We start from the raw sequence: 16,390 nt of genomic DNA on the forward strand, positions 1-16,390 counted from the left end.
CTAGAGGTGGGCTTTAGCCCGCCTTCAATAAAAAGTGCAAAAGCTTATTGGCTTTAGCCAAAACTTAGCTGTGGACATACAAAACTCTCAAATCTCCATTTTCAACTTTCAACTTTTCCTAATTGGATTACTTTAATGAATAAATATTATAGAACAAATCTTTTAATAACCTTTCAATTTAAGTTGTAACTTTATATTATGAAAGAGCATATTGTGAGAGGGTTCAGATTTGAAACTTATAAAGCTCCAGAACTATCAGTGTTTGATCGGTTGCTGGAAATCTTTACAGATTTGCTGACCCACACTTCAGGAGACTTTGATGAAGCGATAGATTGGCTTCGAATGCTGGATGATGAATACCAATTAACGACACCTGATTATACCATAGATGATTTTATCGAAGACCTTAAGAAGAAAGGATATATTCGTGAGGAAGTAGATCCTAGCGGAAATGGAACCGGTATAGGCTTGAGTGCAAAGATGGAACAAAATATCCGTAAGCAGGCTTTAAAGCAAATATTTGGAAATCTTGAGCGCAGTGGTAATGGAAATCACAAAACGAATAAAAGTGGGATTGGCGAAGACTCAATAGGAGAGTTTAGAAATTATAATTTTGGTGATCCTGTAGAGAAAATTTCTATCACTGAAAGTCTTAGAAATGCACAGATCAATAATGGGATTGGTGATTTTCACCTTACAGAAGACGATCTCGTTGTAGAAGATAGCATTCATCAGTCTCAGATGAGTACCGTTTTAATGATTGATATAAGTCACAGTATGATTTTGTATGGGGAAGACAGGATCACACCCGCTAAAAAAGTGGCGATGGCTTTGGCGGAATTGATTACTACGCGCTATCCGAAAGATACTTTAGATATTATTGTTTTTGGAGATGATGCATGGCCGGTTAAGATTCAGGAGTTGCCATACTTGCAAGTTGGTCCCTATCATACCAATACCGTTGCAGGATTACAGTTGGCAATGGATATACTAAGAAGAAAACGGAATACCAATAAGCAGATCTTCATGATCACAGATGGAAAACCAAGTTGTGTACGTCAGGCAGATGGTACTTACTATATGAATTCTTATGGTCTGGATGAATACGTTGTCCAAAAATGCTATAATATGGCAAGCCAGGCCAGAAGGTTACACATTCCAATTACCACTTTTATGATTGCGCAGGATCCTTATTTGCAACAATTCATAAGAGAATTTACAGAAGCTAATCAAGGAAAAGCCTTTTACACAGAACTTAATGGACTCGGTCAAATGATCTTTGAAGATTATGAAGCCAACCGCAAAAAAAGAATACGTTAAAAATTAAGTGTTGATATTTAATTATAGATAATTAAAAGGTCAACGAATTATTATTTCAAAAAGTTATAAATCAGATTTTAATTAAAATGACTGAAAAGCCAGATATAAAAACACTAGGTTCGTTAAAAGCAACAGGATATAAAGTAAAAAGTATCAAAGACGAATTAAGGGATAATTTAAGAAGTAAGATTCTCAATAAAGAATCTGTATTTAAAGGAATTTTCGGATATGAAAATACAGTTATTCCTCAGCTAGAACAAGCCATTCTAAGTCGTCATAATATCAACTTATTGGGTCTTCGGGGGCAAGCTAAAACCCGGTTGGCAAGGATGATGACGACGCTGTTGGATGAATGGATTCCTTTTATTGGAGGAAGTGAAATTAATGATGATCCGTTCAATCCTATATCACGTTATGCTAAAGAGCTCATTGATGCAGAAGGAGATAATACTCCGATAGATTGGTTGCATCGTGATGAAAGATTTTTCGAGAAACTAGCAACGCCGGATGTTACAGTTGCGGACCTTATTGGTGATGTTGATCCTATCAAAGCAGCTAATCTGAAACTTTCATATGCAGATGACCGGGTGATCCATTTCGGGATGATCCCCCGTGCGAATAGATGTATTTTTGTTATTAATGAATTACCGGATCTTCAAGCGAGAATCCAGGTGTCATTATTTAATATATTACAGGAAGGTGATGTACAGATTCGTGGTTTCAAAGTTAGAATGCCTTTAGATATACAATTTGTCTTTACTGCTAACCCAGAAGACTATACGAACAGAGGAAGTATTGTGACTCCACTGAAAGATCGTATCGGATCGCAGATTCTTACGCACTATCCGGAAAATATACATGTCGCAAAGGAAATTACAAAATACGAATCCAGTATGGATGATCGTCAGGCAAGTACAGTGTATGTTCCTTCTTTAGCTAAGGATCTTTTGGAGCAGATTAGTTTTGAAGCACGGGATAGTGAATTTGTAGATTCAAAAAGTGGTGTGAGTGCCCGTTTGAGTATTACAGCTTTTGAAAATTTGTTAAGTACCGCAGAGCGAAGATCTCTTTTAACAGGTCAGGAAAAAACTTCCGTAAGATTAAGTGATTTTGTCGGAGTAATTCCAGCGATTACAGGAAAAGTTGAATTGGTATATGAGGGTGAACAGGAAGGTGCGGAAGCTGTGGCTCAGATGCTTATTGATAATGCTGTCAAGGCTTTATTTATATCTTATTTCCCGAAAGTTGAAAAATTGGAAAAGAGAGAAGTTGCAGGCCCGTTTCATCAAATTACCGATTGGTTTTTGGATGATAATGGCTTTTTGGAAATTACGGATGAATCTCCAGATGCAGCCTATGCAAAAAATTTAAATAAGATAAGTCCGCTTGATGCTATTATTAAGAAGTATCAGCCGGAAACGAAGAAGGAAGACCTTCTATTTATGAAAGAATTTATCCTTTGGGGACTTGCTGTCAATAAAAAACTGAATAAGGAACGATTCAGGACGGGAGTATTCTTTTCATAAAAGGATAGGATTCATTTATATATCATAAAATAAAAGGCTGGAGCACATATGCTCCAGCCTTTTATCATGCTGAACAAAATTGGTATCAGACCTGAATTACTCCTAAATTGAATTTTTCGGTAATAGGGGAATGATTAGCAGCTTCAATTCCCATGGAAATCCATTTTCGGGTATCTACAGGGTTAATGATTGCATCAGTCCATAATCTTGAAGCAGCGTAAGTTGCTTCAGTTTGCTTTTGATATCTTTTAGAAATAGTGTCTAAAATTTCGTCGTGCTCCTCTTCACTAATTTCTTTCCCTTGTTTTTTTAAGGTAGATTCCTGAATTTGAGCTAAAACTTTTGCAGCCTGTGATCCGCCCATTACTGCAAGATCTGCCCATGGCCATGCGACAATTAATCTTGGATCATATGCCTTACCACACATTGCATAGTTTCCAGCTCCATAGGAATTTCCGGTAATAATTGTAAATTTTGGAACTACAGAATTAGCTACAGCATTGACCATTTTAGCGCCATCTTTAATAATTCCCCCATGCTCAGATTTTGAACCTACCATAAATCCGGTAACGTCCTGTAAAAAGATTAAAGGAATTTTTCTTTGATTACAATTAGCAATAAACCTTGTTGCCTTATCAGCTGAATCCGAATAAATAACCCCACCGAACTGCATTTCTCCTTTACCGCTTTTTACCAGTTTTCTCTGGTTGGCAACGATTCCAACGGACCAGCCATCAATTCTGGCCGTAGCACAGACAATAGTCTTACCGTAGTCGGGTTTATATTCTTCAAATTCAGAATTATCAACCATACATTTTATAATATCTAATGTATCATACTGTTCAGCCCTTGAAGCTGGCATAATACCAAAAATATTTTCAGGATTTTCTCTAGGTGGGAAACTTTCTATTCTATCAAAACCTGCTTTTTCAGTACTTCCGATAGATTTCATGATATTTTTAATTCTGTCTAAAGCATCTTTGTCATCTTTGGCTTTATAGTCAGTAACTCCAGAAATAGAACAATGCGTTGTTGCTCCTCCCAGGGTTTCATTATCTATACTTTCCCCAATTGCTGCTTTCACAAGATAACTGCCGGCTAAGAAAATAGAACCTGTTTTATCAACGATCATTGCTTCATCACTCATAATAGGTAAATAGGCTCCTCCTGCTACACAACTCCCCATTACCGCAGAAATCTGGATAATTCCCATTGAGCTCATTTTAGCATTATTTCTGAAAATTCTGCCAAAATGCTCTTTATCAGGGAATATTTCATCCTGCATTGGAAGATAAACACCTGCAGAGTCTACCAGATAAATAATGGGAAGTTTATTTTCCATTGCAATTTCCTGGGCTCTAAGGTTTTTCTTTCCTGTAATGGGAAACCAGGCACCTGCTTTCACTGAAGCATCATTGGCTACAACAAGACATTGTCTGCCTGAAACGTATCCGATGACAACTACAACTCCTCCTCCGGGGCATCCACCATGTTCAGGATACATTTCATAACCTGCAAAAGCTCCTACTTCTATGGAATCTGAATTTTTATCAAGAAGATAATCAATTCTTTCTCTTGCTGTCATTTTTCCTTCTTCACGTAACTTCTGAAGTTTTTTCTCTCCACCCCCCTTTTTTATTTCGGCAAGTAAACGATTTATTTCGGATAATTTTAATCTATTTTGATCTTCTCGTTTGTTGAATTCGATATCCATAAAATTTTAATTTTTTACGCCTAAAGATACTATTTTTAAAGAGAATATTAATTGTAATAAAACACATGTTTAATACTTTGGTTTACAGAAAATTGTGAAATATTTAACAGGAAATTATTTTTGATTAATTGATATTTTTGCTAACTTTACGTAAGAGTATGAAGGAGGTTTTATTGCCTCTTGCAGTACTCTGTTCCTAGTTTATTTTTTTAATAGTTTATTATTTGAAAGCCCCGAAAATTGAATAAATTTTCGGGGTTTTTTATTGCCATTTGTAATTGAAAATTAACTAGTAATATTTTCTATATTCAACAATATTAAGATCTGTAATTGAATCTTTCTCCTTCTTATATTTTTTAAATGGGCTAAAATCAAATTTTTCAGGAATTTTTCTGCTCGCTATATTGTCTTGATCTACAGGATATAAAATATACCTGAAAGTAAAATTATCTTCTGCAAACTGAATTAGATTTTTTATAATTTCGGTTCCGAATCCTTTCCCATGAGCACTTTTTTTTAACCACAATCCAAGCTCAATGGATTCTTCTGTAATATTGTGAATACCACAGCATCCGATAAAATTTTTATTTAAGTCTAGTACGACCATTACCAAATCAGTGTTTTCTAATAAAGTTCTTTTTGACTCATTAACAAAACTGATAATTTCATTTCTATTACCTTTAGGGTTAAAGGGCATATATCTGGTAATTTCACTAGTAAAATGTTGCAGGATATCATCTATATATAAGTCATCAACTGGCTGTAAAATTAGATGCCCTGTTTTGATTGTAATATTTTTATGTAATATCATATTTTAAAAGAGTATGGGTATTTTATCTCCTTGTTTGACATTATTTTTTTATTAAAGTAAATTTATATTTTTTGAAAGATTTATAAAAGCCTATTCGTAAATTTGCATCTTAAAAATTTAAAGGAGGTTATGCATAAATTAGCACTTTTCAGATTGCATTTGATTATTTTTTTATGGGGGTTTACAGCGATCTTAGGAAAATTAATTGATGCTAACGCTCAGGTTCTTGTATTTTACAGAATGTTGTTTGCTGCTATTTTCTTGTATGCCTATATCAGAATTTATAAGAAAGAAAGTATTAAAGTTTCAAAAAAAATATTTTTTCAATTAGCAGCTATTGGTACTGCTATGGCCGCCCATTGGTTTTGTTTTTTTTATTCTATAAAAGTTTCCAACGTTTCAATAGCTTTAAGTTGTTTATCATTATCTACTCTTTTTGCCTCGATATTAGAGCCTATTATTTTTAAAAGAAAAATTGATATTTCAGAGGTCATAATGGGAGTTGTAATTGTGGCTTGTATTCTTTTAATTTTCAAAACAGAGTTTCAATATAAGGAAGGTATTCTTTTCGGGGTTTTATGTGCAATTTTTGGAACGATCTTTTCCGTTTTTAACGGTAAAATGTTTGGAAAGACAAGCTCCGGAAACATTATTTTTTACGAAATTTTCTGTGGTTGGTCCGTTTTGTTGATATTTTATCTGTTTTCCGGACAAATTTTTCAAATGAACGAAATAAACTACAGGGATTTGGCGTTAATATGCTTGTTAGCAAGTGTTTTTACGGCTTTTCCAATGTTGGAATCTGTGAATCTGATGAAGTATATTTCTCCATTTACACTAATTTTAACAGTTAATTTAGAACCAGTTTACGGAATTATACTAGCTTTTTTTATCTTTGGCGAATCAGAGCATATGAGTTCAATATTTTATATTGCTTCACTTGTGATGATACTGGCAATTATTGCTAATGGATTGATAAAAGCCAGGAAACAACAAAAAACTAATTAAGCATCAAATTTATATGATGAAAAAATACTTATTATTTTTATTTTCCCTGTTATTTGGGATGTCTCAATCTCAGATCATCAGGAAATATTCCAACGAATTTCTCAATATTGGAGCTGGTGCAAGAGGATTGGCGATGGGAGGAGCGGTCATCTCAAATCAGGATGATGTTTATTCACCCATGTGGAACCCGGCAGGTTTGATGTCTATTGAAAGGGATTGGCAGGGGGCGGCTATGCACGCCGAGTATTTTGAGTCTATTGCAAAATATGATTACCTGGCCTATGCAAAGGTTTTGGAAGAAGGAGTTTTTGGAGTTTCAGTAGTAAGACTTGGTGTTGATAATATTTTGAATACTACCCAGTTGATTGATACGGAAGGAAACATTGATTACGATAAAATTACAAAATTCTCACAATCGGATTATGCGGCGATTCTTTCTTACGCCTTTCATCCTGGTGGAAATACAAGGCTTGATGTGGGGGTAAATGCTAAAATAGTATATAGAAATGTAGGTAAATTTGCCAATGGATATGGATTTGGATTTGATATCGGGGCAATCTATAAAGCAGATAATGGATGGAAATTTGGAGGAATGCTTCGTGACGCGACAACAACTGTTAACTTTTGGAGTATCAATCAAAAAGAATTATCGACCATTGTGAATGGGGAAGAGTTTAACCCTGCTCCAAAGGATAAAATGGAACTTACGATGCCTAAGCTGAATGTGGGAGCAAGTAAAGTATTTGAAATTAACAGCAGTTTATACGTGTTACCTGAAGCCGGGATCAATGTAGATTTTGCAAAAACAGCAGCGCTTGTTTCAACGGACTTTGCAAGTATTACGCCTTACGCCGGTGCTGAATTAGGATATCAGAAAATGATCTTTGTAAGACTTGGGGTAAATCGTTTCCAGTCTATTACAGATATTGAAGATTTAAAAAGAAAAGTTTCCTTTCAGCCAAGTGCGGGTATAGGAATTAGATATAGAGGTCTTACTCTTGATTATGCCATTACCAACTCAGGAATTGGAGGATCTAATTTTTACTCCAACTTTTTCTCGCTTAAGCTGGATATGGGAACTTTTAGAAATGATTAAAAAATAAAAAAATGAAAAAAGCATCACTATTTATATTAACAGTTTGTTCAGTACTGGCTTTCGGGCAGAAGGTTTCAGATTATAAATATGTTTCTATTCCGGAAAAGTTTAGCACCTTTAAAGAAAAGTTCGGTATGGATACCTTTTTGGCAAAATCTTTAAAAGGGAAAAAATATGTTGTCCTTCAAGGCAGTAAAGACCAATGGCCTTCAGAAGCAAAAGAAAATTCCTGCAATGTTTTAAATGCAGATATTATAGATGACAGTGGTTTCTTGAGAAACAAAGTTATGTTGCAGTTTAAGGATTGCAATGACAAAGTTATACAATCCAATAAAGGAGCTTCAAATATTAAAGACTATGAACAAGGATTTCAGGATGCTTTAAGACAAAGTCTCTTAGCAGTTCCTGTTTCTAACCCTACGATATTAGCTCCGGTTGAAACAAAAACTAATGAACCTGTAAAAACTACTCCGACAACTGAAAATACCTCCAATGCAAGTATGGCAAGTAAGTACAGTAATGGAACTCTTGTTTTACAGAAGGTACAAATTGATAATAGCCAGTTTATTTTGGTGAAATCCGACAGTTCAGTTCCTTACGCAACGTTTAAGGAAACTACAAAAAGAGACGTTTTCAGAGTGAAATTTGAAAATGGGGATACAACAATTGGTTATTACGAAAATGGAAATATAGTGATCGAAATTCCTACCGCAAATGGAGGATATTCTAAAGATGTATTTTCGGGCAGATAAAATAAGTTATCGTATCTAAGAAATAAAACAACCCCTTACCTGAAAAGATAAGGGGTTTTATTAAACCATAAAAAAATTAAAACTATGGCATTAGGACTGTGTCTATGACATGAATAACCCCGTTAGACTGATTAACGTCGGCTATTGTAACTTTGGCACTGTTACCTTTAGCGTCTTTAATGTAAAGATCTTTACCCTTTGTCCAGAAAGTTACATCTTCTCCCTCTACCGTTTTCATCATACTTTTTCCATTTCCAGCTTTTACTGCGGCCCATATTTCTTTAGCATTGTACTTTCCAGCCAGCACATGATAGGTTAAAATTTTAGTAAGCATTTCTTTATTCTCAGGCTTAACCAGATTTTCCACGGTTCCTTTTGGAAGTTTAGCAAATGCTGCATCAGTAGGAGCCAATACTGTAAAAGGTCCGCTTCCCTGCAATGTTTCTACCAGTCCGGCAGCTTTCACTGCAGCGACTAGTGTTTTGTGGTCTTTAGAATTTACAGCATTTTCAATGATATTTTTTGATGGATACATAGGAGCTCCTCCTACCATTACTGTTTTTTCTTTCATTGTCTGTGCAGTTACTGTTCCACTAAATGCGAATGATAAAGCAACCATTCCGAATACTGCGATTTTTGATCTTGTGTTCATTTTTTTGATTTTTTAAATTAAATAGTATTTGATTTCTTATTCTTATCATCATTTACGACATTGATGAAGTTTTAGATTTAAAAGATTTTTATTTTTTTAAATTATTTTAAATGCTCCGCTTGTTTTTTTGAATTAGGAACAAAGTCCAGACAAACTGAATTCATACAAAAGCGTTTTCCTGTTGGTTGGGGCCCGTCATCGAAAATATGCCCGAGATGAGAACCACATCTTCCACAAAGAACTTCAGATCTAACCATATTATGCGAAGTATCTTTTCTATATTTTACGCTGTTACTACGGACAGGCTGGTAGAAAGAGGGCCAGCCACAGGTTGTTGCAAATTTTGATGTAGAAAGAAATAATGCATTTCCACAAACAGCACAATAGTAGGTGCCTTTTTCATCAAATTCATAATATTTTCCAGTGAAAGCTGTTTCTGTAGCACCTTCCCTGGCGACCTGATATAATTCCGGACTTAGAATTTTTTTCCACTCCGTATTGCTTACTTGTAGGGGAGCGGTTAATGTGCGGGAATAATAAGGATTCTTGGTTTTGAAATTTTGGGATTGTGCCACATATTTTCCACAGCCTATAATTAAGAATATAGCAATTGTTTTTAAAAATATATTTTTCATATTCCTGAATTTTTACTTAAAATCATATACGAAATAAAAGAATTTTCAGATTTTGCTTGTTATTTGTAATATTTCGTTACATTTGGATTGAAAAATATTCGCTATTAAAACAACTTATTCGGAGGACGAACTCATCGTTTTATTGAAAGAAAAAAACGAAGCTGGTTTTCATTACTTGTATGACCACTATTCTGGTGCACTGTATGGTGTAGTACTCCGAATTGTACAATCAAAAGAATATACTGAGGAAATTATTCAGGATGTTTTTGTCAAAATCTGGAATTCCATTCATCAATATGATATCAGTAAGGGAAGATTCTATACCTGGATGATCAATATTGCCAGAAATACAGCGATTGATTATTTAAAATCTAAAAGTTTTCAAAACGAACTAAAAAACCAATCAATTCCAGATTTCGTATATAACAGTGCGGAACTTTCTACCACAAATAATGCATCTGATTTTATTGGTTTTAATAATGTGCTGGGAAGTTTGGAGTCTGATAAACAGGAGCTTATTGATTTAGCTTACTATCAGGGATATACACAGAATGAAATATCTGATAAATTGAAAATACCCTTGGGTACTGTAAAAACGAAGATGCGAAATGCATTAATAAAATTAAAGGATTTGTTAAAAGATTATCAATAAATTGGACACTAAGGAATACATATCATCCGGAATTATAGAATCTTATATTCTAGGTCTTGCTTCTCCCGAGGAGGCAGGCATTTTGGAGTGTGTGATGAAAAATAATGCTGAAGTAAAGGCTGCTTTTGAGGAAGCACAAAAAACCTTGGAGGATCTGGCAACGGCACAAGCTGTAGCCCCGCCGGTTAATTTAAAATCTAAAATCTGGGATAAGATTCAAAAGGAACAAACGATTGAAGACGCCCAACCTGTAGTGTTACAAAATCAATCGAATGTAAATTCAGAAAAAGAAGTACAGCCAATTGCCATTCAAAAAAATAACAACTGGAAAACGTATGCTATTGCTGCTTCGGTTTTGTTTTTGGTAAGTATTGCGGGAAATCTTTTCTGGATGAATAATCAATCTAAAAACAAAGCTGATTTGGCCAAATTAGAGGCTGAAAAACAATCTAAAGATCTGGCCCTGCAAAAAATGAATGTCAAGTGGAAAATGCTGTCCAGTCCGGATATGCAGATGGTGATGTTGAAGGGAGTGGAGAAACATGAAGACTCTAAAGCCATGGTTTTTTGGGATAAAAAAACGAAAGAAGTTTACCTTAATGCAGAAGATCTGCCAAAAGCACCGGAAGGGATGCAGTATCAGCTTTGGGCTATTGCGGATGGTAAACCTGTAAGTGCGGGAATGTATACAGAAGAAAAAGACAGTAAGATTGCCTTAGCCAACATACCAAAAGCGCAGGCATTCGCTATTACTCTTGAGAAAGCAGGGGGGAGTGATGTGCCGACAATGGAAAACATGTATGTAATGGGAGGAATATAAAGCTATATTCTTCTGCTGAATATAAAAAAACTCTCGAAAGAGAGTTTTTTGTTTTTTAAGTTTATCTAGTCATTAAAATATTCCCAGATTACTTTGGCCTTGCTTTTACCCAATATTTCTTCCAGAGTTTCCAAATTGGACTCTTTGATCCTTTTAACGGATTTTAATTTAGATAATAACAGTTCAATTGTTTTCTCTCCAACTCCTGGAATCTCTTCTAATTCGGATTTTATGGTGGAATTTTTCCTTCTTGTCCTGTGATGTTTCACGCCAAAACGGTGAGCTTCATCCCGAACCCTCTGTAAGATTTTTAATGTTTCAGATTTTTTATCTAAATATAATGGGATAGAATCCTCAGGGAAGAAGATTTCTTCGAGTCTCTTGGCAATTCCTACAATGGTAATTTTTCCGTAAAGGCCTAATAGTTTTAAACTTTTCACAGCAGAAGATAGCTGTCCTTTTCCTCCATCTATCAAAATGAGCTGTGGTAATGCTTCACCTTCATCAGCCATTCTTTTATAGCGACGATAGATGACCTCTTCCATCGTTGCAAAGTCATTCGGGCCTTCTACTGTTTTTGGATGAAAAATTCTGTAATCTGCTTTGCTGGGCTTTCCGTCCTTAAAAACAACACAGGCCGAAACAGGATTCGTTCCCTGGATATTGGAGTTATCAAAACCTTCAATATGTCTAGGCTCTACAGGCATTCTCAAGAGCTTTTGCATTTCAGCCATTATCCGGTTGGTATGTCTGTCAGGATCTATGATCTGAACTTGTTTTAATTTTTCCAAGCGATATTCTTTCGCATTTTTCTCAGAAAGTTCAACGATCCTTTTTTTATCACCTACTTTAGGAACAATTAGTTTTACGTTGGGAATCTCTACGGATAAATGAAAGGGAAGTAATACTTCTTTGGAGTCAGAACCGAACTTCTGACGAATTTCGATCAATGCTTCTTCTAATATATCTTCATCACTTTCTTCAAGAATTTTTTTGATTTCGGTAGTGAAACTCTGAATGATATTTCCATTTCTGATTTTAAAGAAATTGACGTAAGCCGCAGTTTCGTCACTGGTCATTCCGAAGACATCTACATCATCGATATTCGGATTTACAACGGTATTTTTCGCCTGATAATCTTCCAGGATATCCAATCTTTCTTTAATGATCTGGGCATCTTCAAACTGTAGATTGGAAGCATGTTTCATCATCTGGCTGATCAGATAATCTTTAGCTTTTCTGAAGTCTCCTTTTATTATTCCCCTGATGGAATCAATTTTCTCATCATATTCCTCCTTACTTTCCAATCCTTCACAAGGTCCCTCACAGTTCTTAATATGGTATTCGAGACAGACTTTATACTTACCATCTTCAATTTTACTGGGAGCAAGATTTAGATTACAGGTCCTGAGTTTATAAATATGCTTTATCGTATCCAGTAATATTTTTGCAGGGCGTACTTTGGCATAAGGACCGTAGTATTCTGAACCATCTTTAATGATATTTCTCGTCAGAAAAATTCGTGGAAAAGCTTCATTCTTAATACAGATCCAGGGATAGGTTTTATCATCCTTGAGCATTACATTATAGAAAGGCTTATGCTCTTTGATCAGGTTATTTTCCAACAAAAGAGCGTCATATTCGCTGTTAACGATCGTCGTCTCCAATCGCTGGATCTTTCCAACCATTATTTTTATCCTGTAGCCTGGCAGATTCTTATTAAAATAAGAGAGAACTCTTTTCTTTAGGTTTTTTGCTTTTCCTACATACAAAAGATGATCGTTTTTATCATAGTAACGATAAACACCGGGTTCAGAAGGTAAAGTTTTGAGTTGTAATTCTAAAGAAGGATTCATATAACAAAAATACGGAATCCTATCGTGATTTAAAAGAACAAAAAAACTGTAGAATTTTCTACAGCTTTTAAAGTATCATTTTAGATTATTTTATCCATTACTCATTTCAGTGTACTCGTTCACCAAAAAACTGAAGTAATCCCATTCAGTAGATTTTTTCGGATATTTTTTCATGAATTCTGCATTGTCTCCGAAAAGGAAATCATAGTTATCTTCGAAATCATCTTTATGAAGCCACATAATTTTGTCTCCTTTTTTTACATAATAAGATTTAATAACCCCACCTCCGAGCTGAGGAGAACCTCCAATTGAAAATCCACCAGTTTCTTTTGCTCTTGGGTCATGATAAACAGAAATGATTTCACTAAAATCAGGATTGATGAGTTGCATCAAAAATTCTTTATCCTCTTTTTTATTTTTTAATGAAACGGTTTGATTGATAAAGTGAATTCGCTCTCCCGTTGTATTTTTAGTTAATTTCTTAGTTCCAAAGTTTCGGATATTTCCCATGTACTTTGCAACCTTTGCAATTTTTTCGACATTGCTGGGATATAGATACATTTCACTGATCTGGTCAGCATTAAATGCCTCATTTTTTTTAGAAATACTGTCTTTTATGGACACTTCGTAGATCTGTCCTTTTTTTGTTTCAATTTTGCCGCAAAACCCTTTGTGTGTACTTCCATCTTTTAGAATAATAGTTGAGGTCTTTTTTGGAGATGGAAGATTGAAGCCTTCATTAAAAAGATAAGTTTCCATCTTTTTAATCTGCTCTTTTGAGTATTTTACTTTGTCTTGTGCAAAGGAGGCTGTGCTTACAAAGCATAGCGCAAGTAGTAGAGTTTTAACTTTCATAGGTTATTATTTTATTGGGCGTAAAAATAATAAAATAAACGACCTGTAAATAAAATATGTTCTGTTGAAAATTAGTTTTTACAATTATTGTTAAATGCGTATTTTTAAGGAAATTTTTAGAAATGATATACGGAGTAGATATTTTCAGTTTCCATGATGTATTGGAAATTTGTAAAAAACCAAATAAAGCCAAACTTAATAAGGCAGCAAAAGATCAAATTTTAAAATCCCAGAAAAATGTTCAGAAGATTGTAGAATCGGATCGTTGTGTTTACGGAATTAATACAGGATTTGGACCTCTTTGTGATACTAAGATCTCTGCAGACGAAACCGCGCAGTTACAATATAATTTAATTATTTCTCATGCGGTAGGAGTTGGTAAACCAATTAACAAGGAGTTTTCTAAGATCATGATGATTGCAAAAGTTCATGCTTTATCAAAAGGATTCTCAGGAGTTTCTCTTGATGTTATCGAAAGGCTGATACTTATGCTTGAAAAAGATATTATTCCTGTGGTACCAGAACAAGGATCTGTTGGGGCATCGGGTGATTTAGCTCCCCTGGCACATTTAGTACTACCTTTATTAGGGCTTGGACAGGTTTGGGAAGGAGATAATATCTATGAAACTTCAGAGATTTTAGAAAAACATAATCTGGAGCCTTTAGCTTTAGGGCCAAAAGAAGGGCTGGGACTAATTAATGGAACCCAGTTCATTTTAGCTCATGCAATTAAAGGTTTGGAGAAATTCGAGTATTTATTAGATCTTGCTGATATGACTGCCGCAATGAGCCTTGAAGCTTACAGAGGATCTGAAAGTCCATTTAAAAAAGAACTTCATGAGATCAGGCCGTTTGAAGGAAGTAAAAAAGTAGCAGCGAGAATGTTGAAGTTCCTTAAGGGGTCTGAAAATATGAAAGCGCATGAAGATTGTGAAAGAGTACAGGATCCTTATTCCATGCGTTGTGTACCCCAGGTCCATGGAGCAAGCAGAAATGCCTTTGAGCATTTGAAAATGATGGCTGAGACTGAATTAAATTCTGTGACAGATAATCCAATTGTATTAAGTGCCGAAGAATCTATTTCAGGTGGAAATTTCCATGGACAGCTTATGGCTTTACCATTGGATTATGCAACATTGGCAGTAGCAGAATTAGGAAATATTTCTGATAGAAGAAGTTATTTATTATTAGAGGGTAAATATGGACTTCCTAGATTATTAACAGAAAGCTCCGGATTAAATTCTGGATTCATGATTCCACAATATACTTCTGCTGCGTTGGTTACTGAAAACAAAACATTATGTTTCCCTGCTTCCGCAGATTCCATTCCTACTAGTTTAGGTCAGGAAGATCACGTTTCTATGGGAAGTATTTCAGGAAGAAAATTCAATCAGGTTTTAGGGAATCTGGTAAATATCCTATCTGTAGAACTAATGTTTGCCGCTCAGGGACTGGAATTCAGAAGACCTGCTAAGTGTTCAAAAATTATCGAAGAAAATTATGCAATTCTTCGTTCTAAAGTAGCGAAGCTAGAGGATGATAGATTAATTGGTAAGGATATGCTGGCGATTGCAGAACTAATTAATGATAGAAAATTTGTAGTGAATTAATTAGTGACTAGGATGAAGAAGGCGGTTATTGTATGTGCTTTATTTCTTGGAATAAGCACTTTTTCTCAGGTAAAAGAGTCAAAAATCAAAGAACTTATTATTCTTACAGAAGTTGATAAACTCGCTTCTCAAGAAGTGAAACAAAATATCGGAAAATATCAAAAGGCATATCCAGGAGCATCAAATAAATTTTGGGAAGAATTTTTAAAAGAAATGAGTCCTGAAAAGTTTGCAGATCTTTATGCACCGATTTATAGTGAATATTACACTGAATCTGAAATAGATGATTTGATAAAGTTCTATAATACCTCTGCCGGTAAAAAAATGATGGAGGTTACGCCATTAATTTTAAAAGAGGGTATGAAGGCCGGAGAGAAAATGGGAAAAGAAACAGTTTCGAAATTAATGAAGAAAATTGATTAGAGAAAAGGTATTAGAAACCTCGAATCTTTTCGTAAAAATAATAAAAAGCTTCCATTAAGGAAGCTTTTTCTATTATACCATCTTTCAATTTTTAAACGACCTTAAATCTTTAAATCCTCGATTCCTTATCTTTGTTTAAACAAAAAATAATGGAAACAAAAAGAGTTGACTCTTCAAACATCGACTTTCAAAACCTTGTACAATTCCTTGATGCAGATCTGGCTATTCGTGATGGTGATGATCATGCGTTCTATCATCAGTTCAACGGAATTGATATGCTTAAAAGTTGTGTAGTAGCATATATTGATAACAGAGCTGTTGCCTGTGGAGCAATCAAACCTTTCTCCGGGGATACGGTTGAAATCAAAAGAATGTATACAAACCCTGAATACAGAGGACAGGGACTAGCATCAAAAACACTGGATGAACTTGAAGCGTGGGCAAAAGAATCCGGTTATAAGAAATGCATTTTAGAAACCGGGATCATGCAACCGGAAGCGATTGCTTTATATGAAAAGAAAGGATACAGAAAAATTTCTAATTATGGACAATATATTGGAGTTGAAAACAGTGTTTGTTTTGAGAAATTGATATAACATCAATTACTACATCTTCTATTCATTCGGAAAAATTAATATTCGGGAAATACTAAATTAATTT

General features: G+C 34.8%; 16 protein-coding genes. 10 read left to right on the top strand and 6 right to left on the bottom strand.

Annotation, left to right across the window (positions count from 1 at the left end):
• The first annotated feature begins 198 nt into the window (after positions 1–198).
• Both CEY12_RS17715 and CEY12_RS17720 read left to right on the top strand, forming a co-directional pair.
• Positions 199–1,320, top strand: coding sequence for a vWA domain-containing protein (locus CEY12_RS17715; RefSeq protein WP_089028938.1), 1,122 nt, complete (start codon positions 199–201; stop codon positions 1,318–1,320).
• 86 nt (positions 1,321–1,406) lie between these two features.
• Complete coding sequence (locus CEY12_RS17720) at positions 1,407–2,846, top strand: AAA family ATPase (RefSeq protein ID WP_089028939.1); 1,440 nt, start codon at positions 1,407–1,409, stop codon at positions 2,844–2,846.
• An 85-nt stretch (positions 2,847–2,931) separates the two neighbouring features.
• Here the strand turns inward: CEY12_RS17720 and CEY12_RS17725 are convergent, their stop codons facing one another.
• On the bottom strand, positions 2,932–4,560 hold the full coding sequence (locus CEY12_RS17725) for an acyl-CoA carboxylase subunit beta (RefSeq protein WP_089028940.1): 1,629 nt from the start codon (positions 4,558–4,560) through the stop codon (positions 2,932–2,934).
• A 289-nt stretch (positions 4,561–4,849) separates the two neighbouring features.
• Positions 4,850–5,371 carry a GNAT family N-acetyltransferase gene (locus tag CEY12_RS17730; RefSeq protein ID WP_089028941.1) on the bottom strand — a complete coding sequence of 174 codons (522 nt, stop codon included), beginning with the start codon at positions 5,369–5,371 and terminating at the stop codon, positions 4,850–4,852.
• 129 nt (positions 5,372–5,500) lie between these two features.
• Between CEY12_RS17730 and CEY12_RS17735 the strand changes: the two genes are divergently transcribed.
• Genes CEY12_RS17735 through CEY12_RS17745 form a run of 3 tightly spaced genes read left to right on the top strand, consistent with a single transcriptional unit; the run spans position 5,501 to position 8,227 of the window.
• Positions 5,501–6,379 carry a DMT family transporter gene (locus tag CEY12_RS17735; RefSeq protein WP_089028942.1) on the top strand — a complete coding sequence of 293 codons (879 nt, stop codon included), beginning with the start codon at positions 5,501–5,503 and terminating at the stop codon, positions 6,377–6,379.
• Positions 6,380–6,392: 13 nt separating this feature from the next.
• Positions 6,393–7,475: a PorV/PorQ family protein gene (locus tag CEY12_RS17740; protein ID WP_089028943.1), complete on the top strand. Its 1,083-nt coding sequence runs from the start codon at positions 6,393–6,395 to the stop codon at positions 7,473–7,475.
• 11 nt (positions 7,476–7,486) lie between these two features.
• Entirely contained in the window at positions 7,487–8,227 is a 741-nt protein-coding gene (locus tag CEY12_RS17745; RefSeq protein WP_089028944.1) for a hypothetical protein, read from the top strand.
• Positions 8,228–8,309: 82 nt separating this feature from the next.
• Here the strand turns inward: CEY12_RS17745 and CEY12_RS17750 are convergent, their stop codons facing one another.
• Positions 8,310–8,879 carry a fasciclin domain-containing protein gene (locus CEY12_RS17750; protein WP_089028945.1) on the bottom strand — a complete coding sequence of 190 codons (570 nt, stop codon included), beginning with the start codon at positions 8,877–8,879 and terminating at the stop codon, positions 8,310–8,312.
• A gap of 101 nt (positions 8,880–8,980) precedes the next feature.
• Positions 8,981–9,514, bottom strand: a complete 534-nt coding sequence (gene msrB / locus CEY12_RS17755) for a peptide-methionine (R)-S-oxide reductase MsrB (RefSeq protein ID WP_089028946.1) — start codon at positions 9,512–9,514, stop codon at positions 8,981–8,983.
• A gap of 142 nt (positions 9,515–9,656) precedes the next feature.
• Here msrB and CEY12_RS17760 point away from each other — a divergent pair, with 142 nt between their 5' ends.
• Together CEY12_RS17760 and CEY12_RS17765 are read left to right on the top strand one after the other, a co-directional pair.
• Complete coding sequence (locus CEY12_RS17760; RefSeq protein ID WP_228409726.1) at positions 9,657–10,166, top strand: RNA polymerase sigma factor; 510 nt, start codon at positions 9,657–9,659, stop codon at positions 10,164–10,166.
• A 1-nt stretch (position 10,167) separates the two neighbouring features.
• Positions 10,168–10,986: an anti-sigma factor domain-containing protein gene (locus CEY12_RS17765; RefSeq protein ID WP_089028947.1), complete on the top strand. Its 819-nt coding sequence runs from the start codon at positions 10,168–10,170 to the stop codon at positions 10,984–10,986.
• 65 nt (positions 10,987–11,051) lie between these two features.
• On the opposite strand, the gene uvrC is transcribed toward CEY12_RS17765, so the two are convergent.
• A complete protein-coding gene (gene uvrC / locus CEY12_RS17770) occupies positions 11,052–12,842 on the bottom strand; it encodes an excinuclease ABC subunit UvrC (RefSeq protein ID WP_089028948.1) in 1,791 nt (596 codons plus the stop codon).
• Between the two features lie 90 nt (positions 12,843–12,932).
• The gene (locus CEY12_RS17775; protein ID WP_089028949.1) at positions 12,933–13,697 is read right to left on the bottom strand and encodes a hypothetical protein; all 765 of its coding nucleotides are present in this window, start codon (positions 13,695–13,697) and stop codon (positions 12,933–12,935) included.
• Between the two features lie 122 nt (positions 13,698–13,819).
• Here CEY12_RS17775 and hutH point away from each other — a divergent pair, with 122 nt between their 5' ends.
• The 3 genes from hutH to CEY12_RS17790 all read left to right on the top strand — a co-directional run bounded on the left by hutH (position 13,820) and on the right by CEY12_RS17790 (position 16,326).
• Positions 13,820–15,307 carry a histidine ammonia-lyase gene (gene hutH, locus CEY12_RS17780; protein WP_089028950.1) on the top strand — a complete coding sequence of 496 codons (1,488 nt, stop codon included), beginning with the start codon at positions 13,820–13,822 and terminating at the stop codon, positions 15,305–15,307.
• Positions 15,308–15,319: 12 nt separating this feature from the next.
• A complete protein-coding gene (locus tag CEY12_RS17785; protein ID WP_089028951.1) occupies positions 15,320–15,730 on the top strand; it encodes a DUF2059 domain-containing protein in 411 nt (136 codons plus the stop codon).
• A 149-nt stretch (positions 15,731–15,879) separates the two neighbouring features.
• Positions 15,880–16,326 (top strand): GNAT family N-acetyltransferase, encoded by a 447-nt coding sequence (locus CEY12_RS17790; protein WP_089028952.1) that lies wholly within the window; start codon positions 15,880–15,882, stop codon positions 16,324–16,326.
• The last annotated feature ends 64 nt before the right edge of the window (positions 16,327–16,390 follow it).

The organism is Chryseobacterium sp. T16E-39 (genome assembly GCF_002216065.1).
Taxonomy (GTDB): Bacteria; Bacteroidota; Bacteroidia; order Flavobacteriales; family Weeksellaceae; genus Chryseobacterium.

What these genes read in the sequence shown, in the direction of transcription:
- CEY12_RS17740 (WP_089028943.1), top strand. Translation starts at nt 6,393, where the DNA reads ATGATGAAAAAATACTTATTATTTTTATTTTCCCTGTTATTTGGGATG.
- CEY12_RS17745 (WP_089028944.1), top strand. Translation starts at nt 7,487, where the DNA reads ATGAAAAAAGCATCACTATTTATATTAACAGTTTGTTCAGTACTGGCT.
- CEY12_RS17720 (WP_089028939.1), top strand. Translation starts at nt 1,407, where the DNA reads ATGACTGAAAAGCCAGATATAAAAACACTAGGTTCGTTAAAAGCAACA.
- hutH (WP_089028950.1), top strand. Translation starts at nt 13,820, where the DNA reads ATGATATACGGAGTAGATATTTTCAGTTTCCATGATGTATTGGAAATT.
- CEY12_RS17725 (WP_089028940.1), bottom strand. Translation starts at nt 4,560, where the DNA reads ATGGATATCGAATTCAACAAACGAGAAGATCAAAATAGATTAAAATTA.
- uvrC (WP_089028948.1), bottom strand. Translation starts at nt 12,842, where the DNA reads ATGAATCCTTCTTTAGAATTACAACTCAAAACTTTACCTTCTGAACCC.
- CEY12_RS17715 (WP_089028938.1), top strand. Translation starts at nt 199, where the DNA reads ATGAAAGAGCATATTGTGAGAGGGTTCAGATTTGAAACTTATAAAGCT.
- CEY12_RS17735 (WP_089028942.1), top strand. Translation starts at nt 5,501, where the DNA reads ATGCATAAATTAGCACTTTTCAGATTGCATTTGATTATTTTTTTATGG.
- CEY12_RS17790 (WP_089028952.1), top strand. Translation starts at nt 15,880, where the DNA reads ATGGAAACAAAAAGAGTTGACTCTTCAAACATCGACTTTCAAAACCTT.
- msrB (WP_089028946.1), bottom strand. Translation starts at nt 9,514, where the DNA reads ATGAAAAATATATTTTTAAAAACAATTGCTATATTCTTAATTATAGGC.
- CEY12_RS17730 (WP_089028941.1), bottom strand. Translation starts at nt 5,371, where the DNA reads ATGATATTACATAAAAATATTACAATCAAAACAGGGCATCTAATTTTA.
- CEY12_RS17775 (WP_089028949.1), bottom strand. Translation starts at nt 13,697, where the DNA reads ATGAAAGTTAAAACTCTACTACTTGCGCTATGCTTTGTAAGCACAGCC.
- CEY12_RS17750 (WP_089028945.1), bottom strand. Translation starts at nt 8,879, where the DNA reads ATGAACACAAGATCAAAAATCGCAGTATTCGGAATGGTTGCTTTATCA.
- CEY12_RS17785 (WP_089028951.1), top strand. Translation starts at nt 15,320, where the DNA reads ATGAAGAAGGCGGTTATTGTATGTGCTTTATTTCTTGGAATAAGCACT.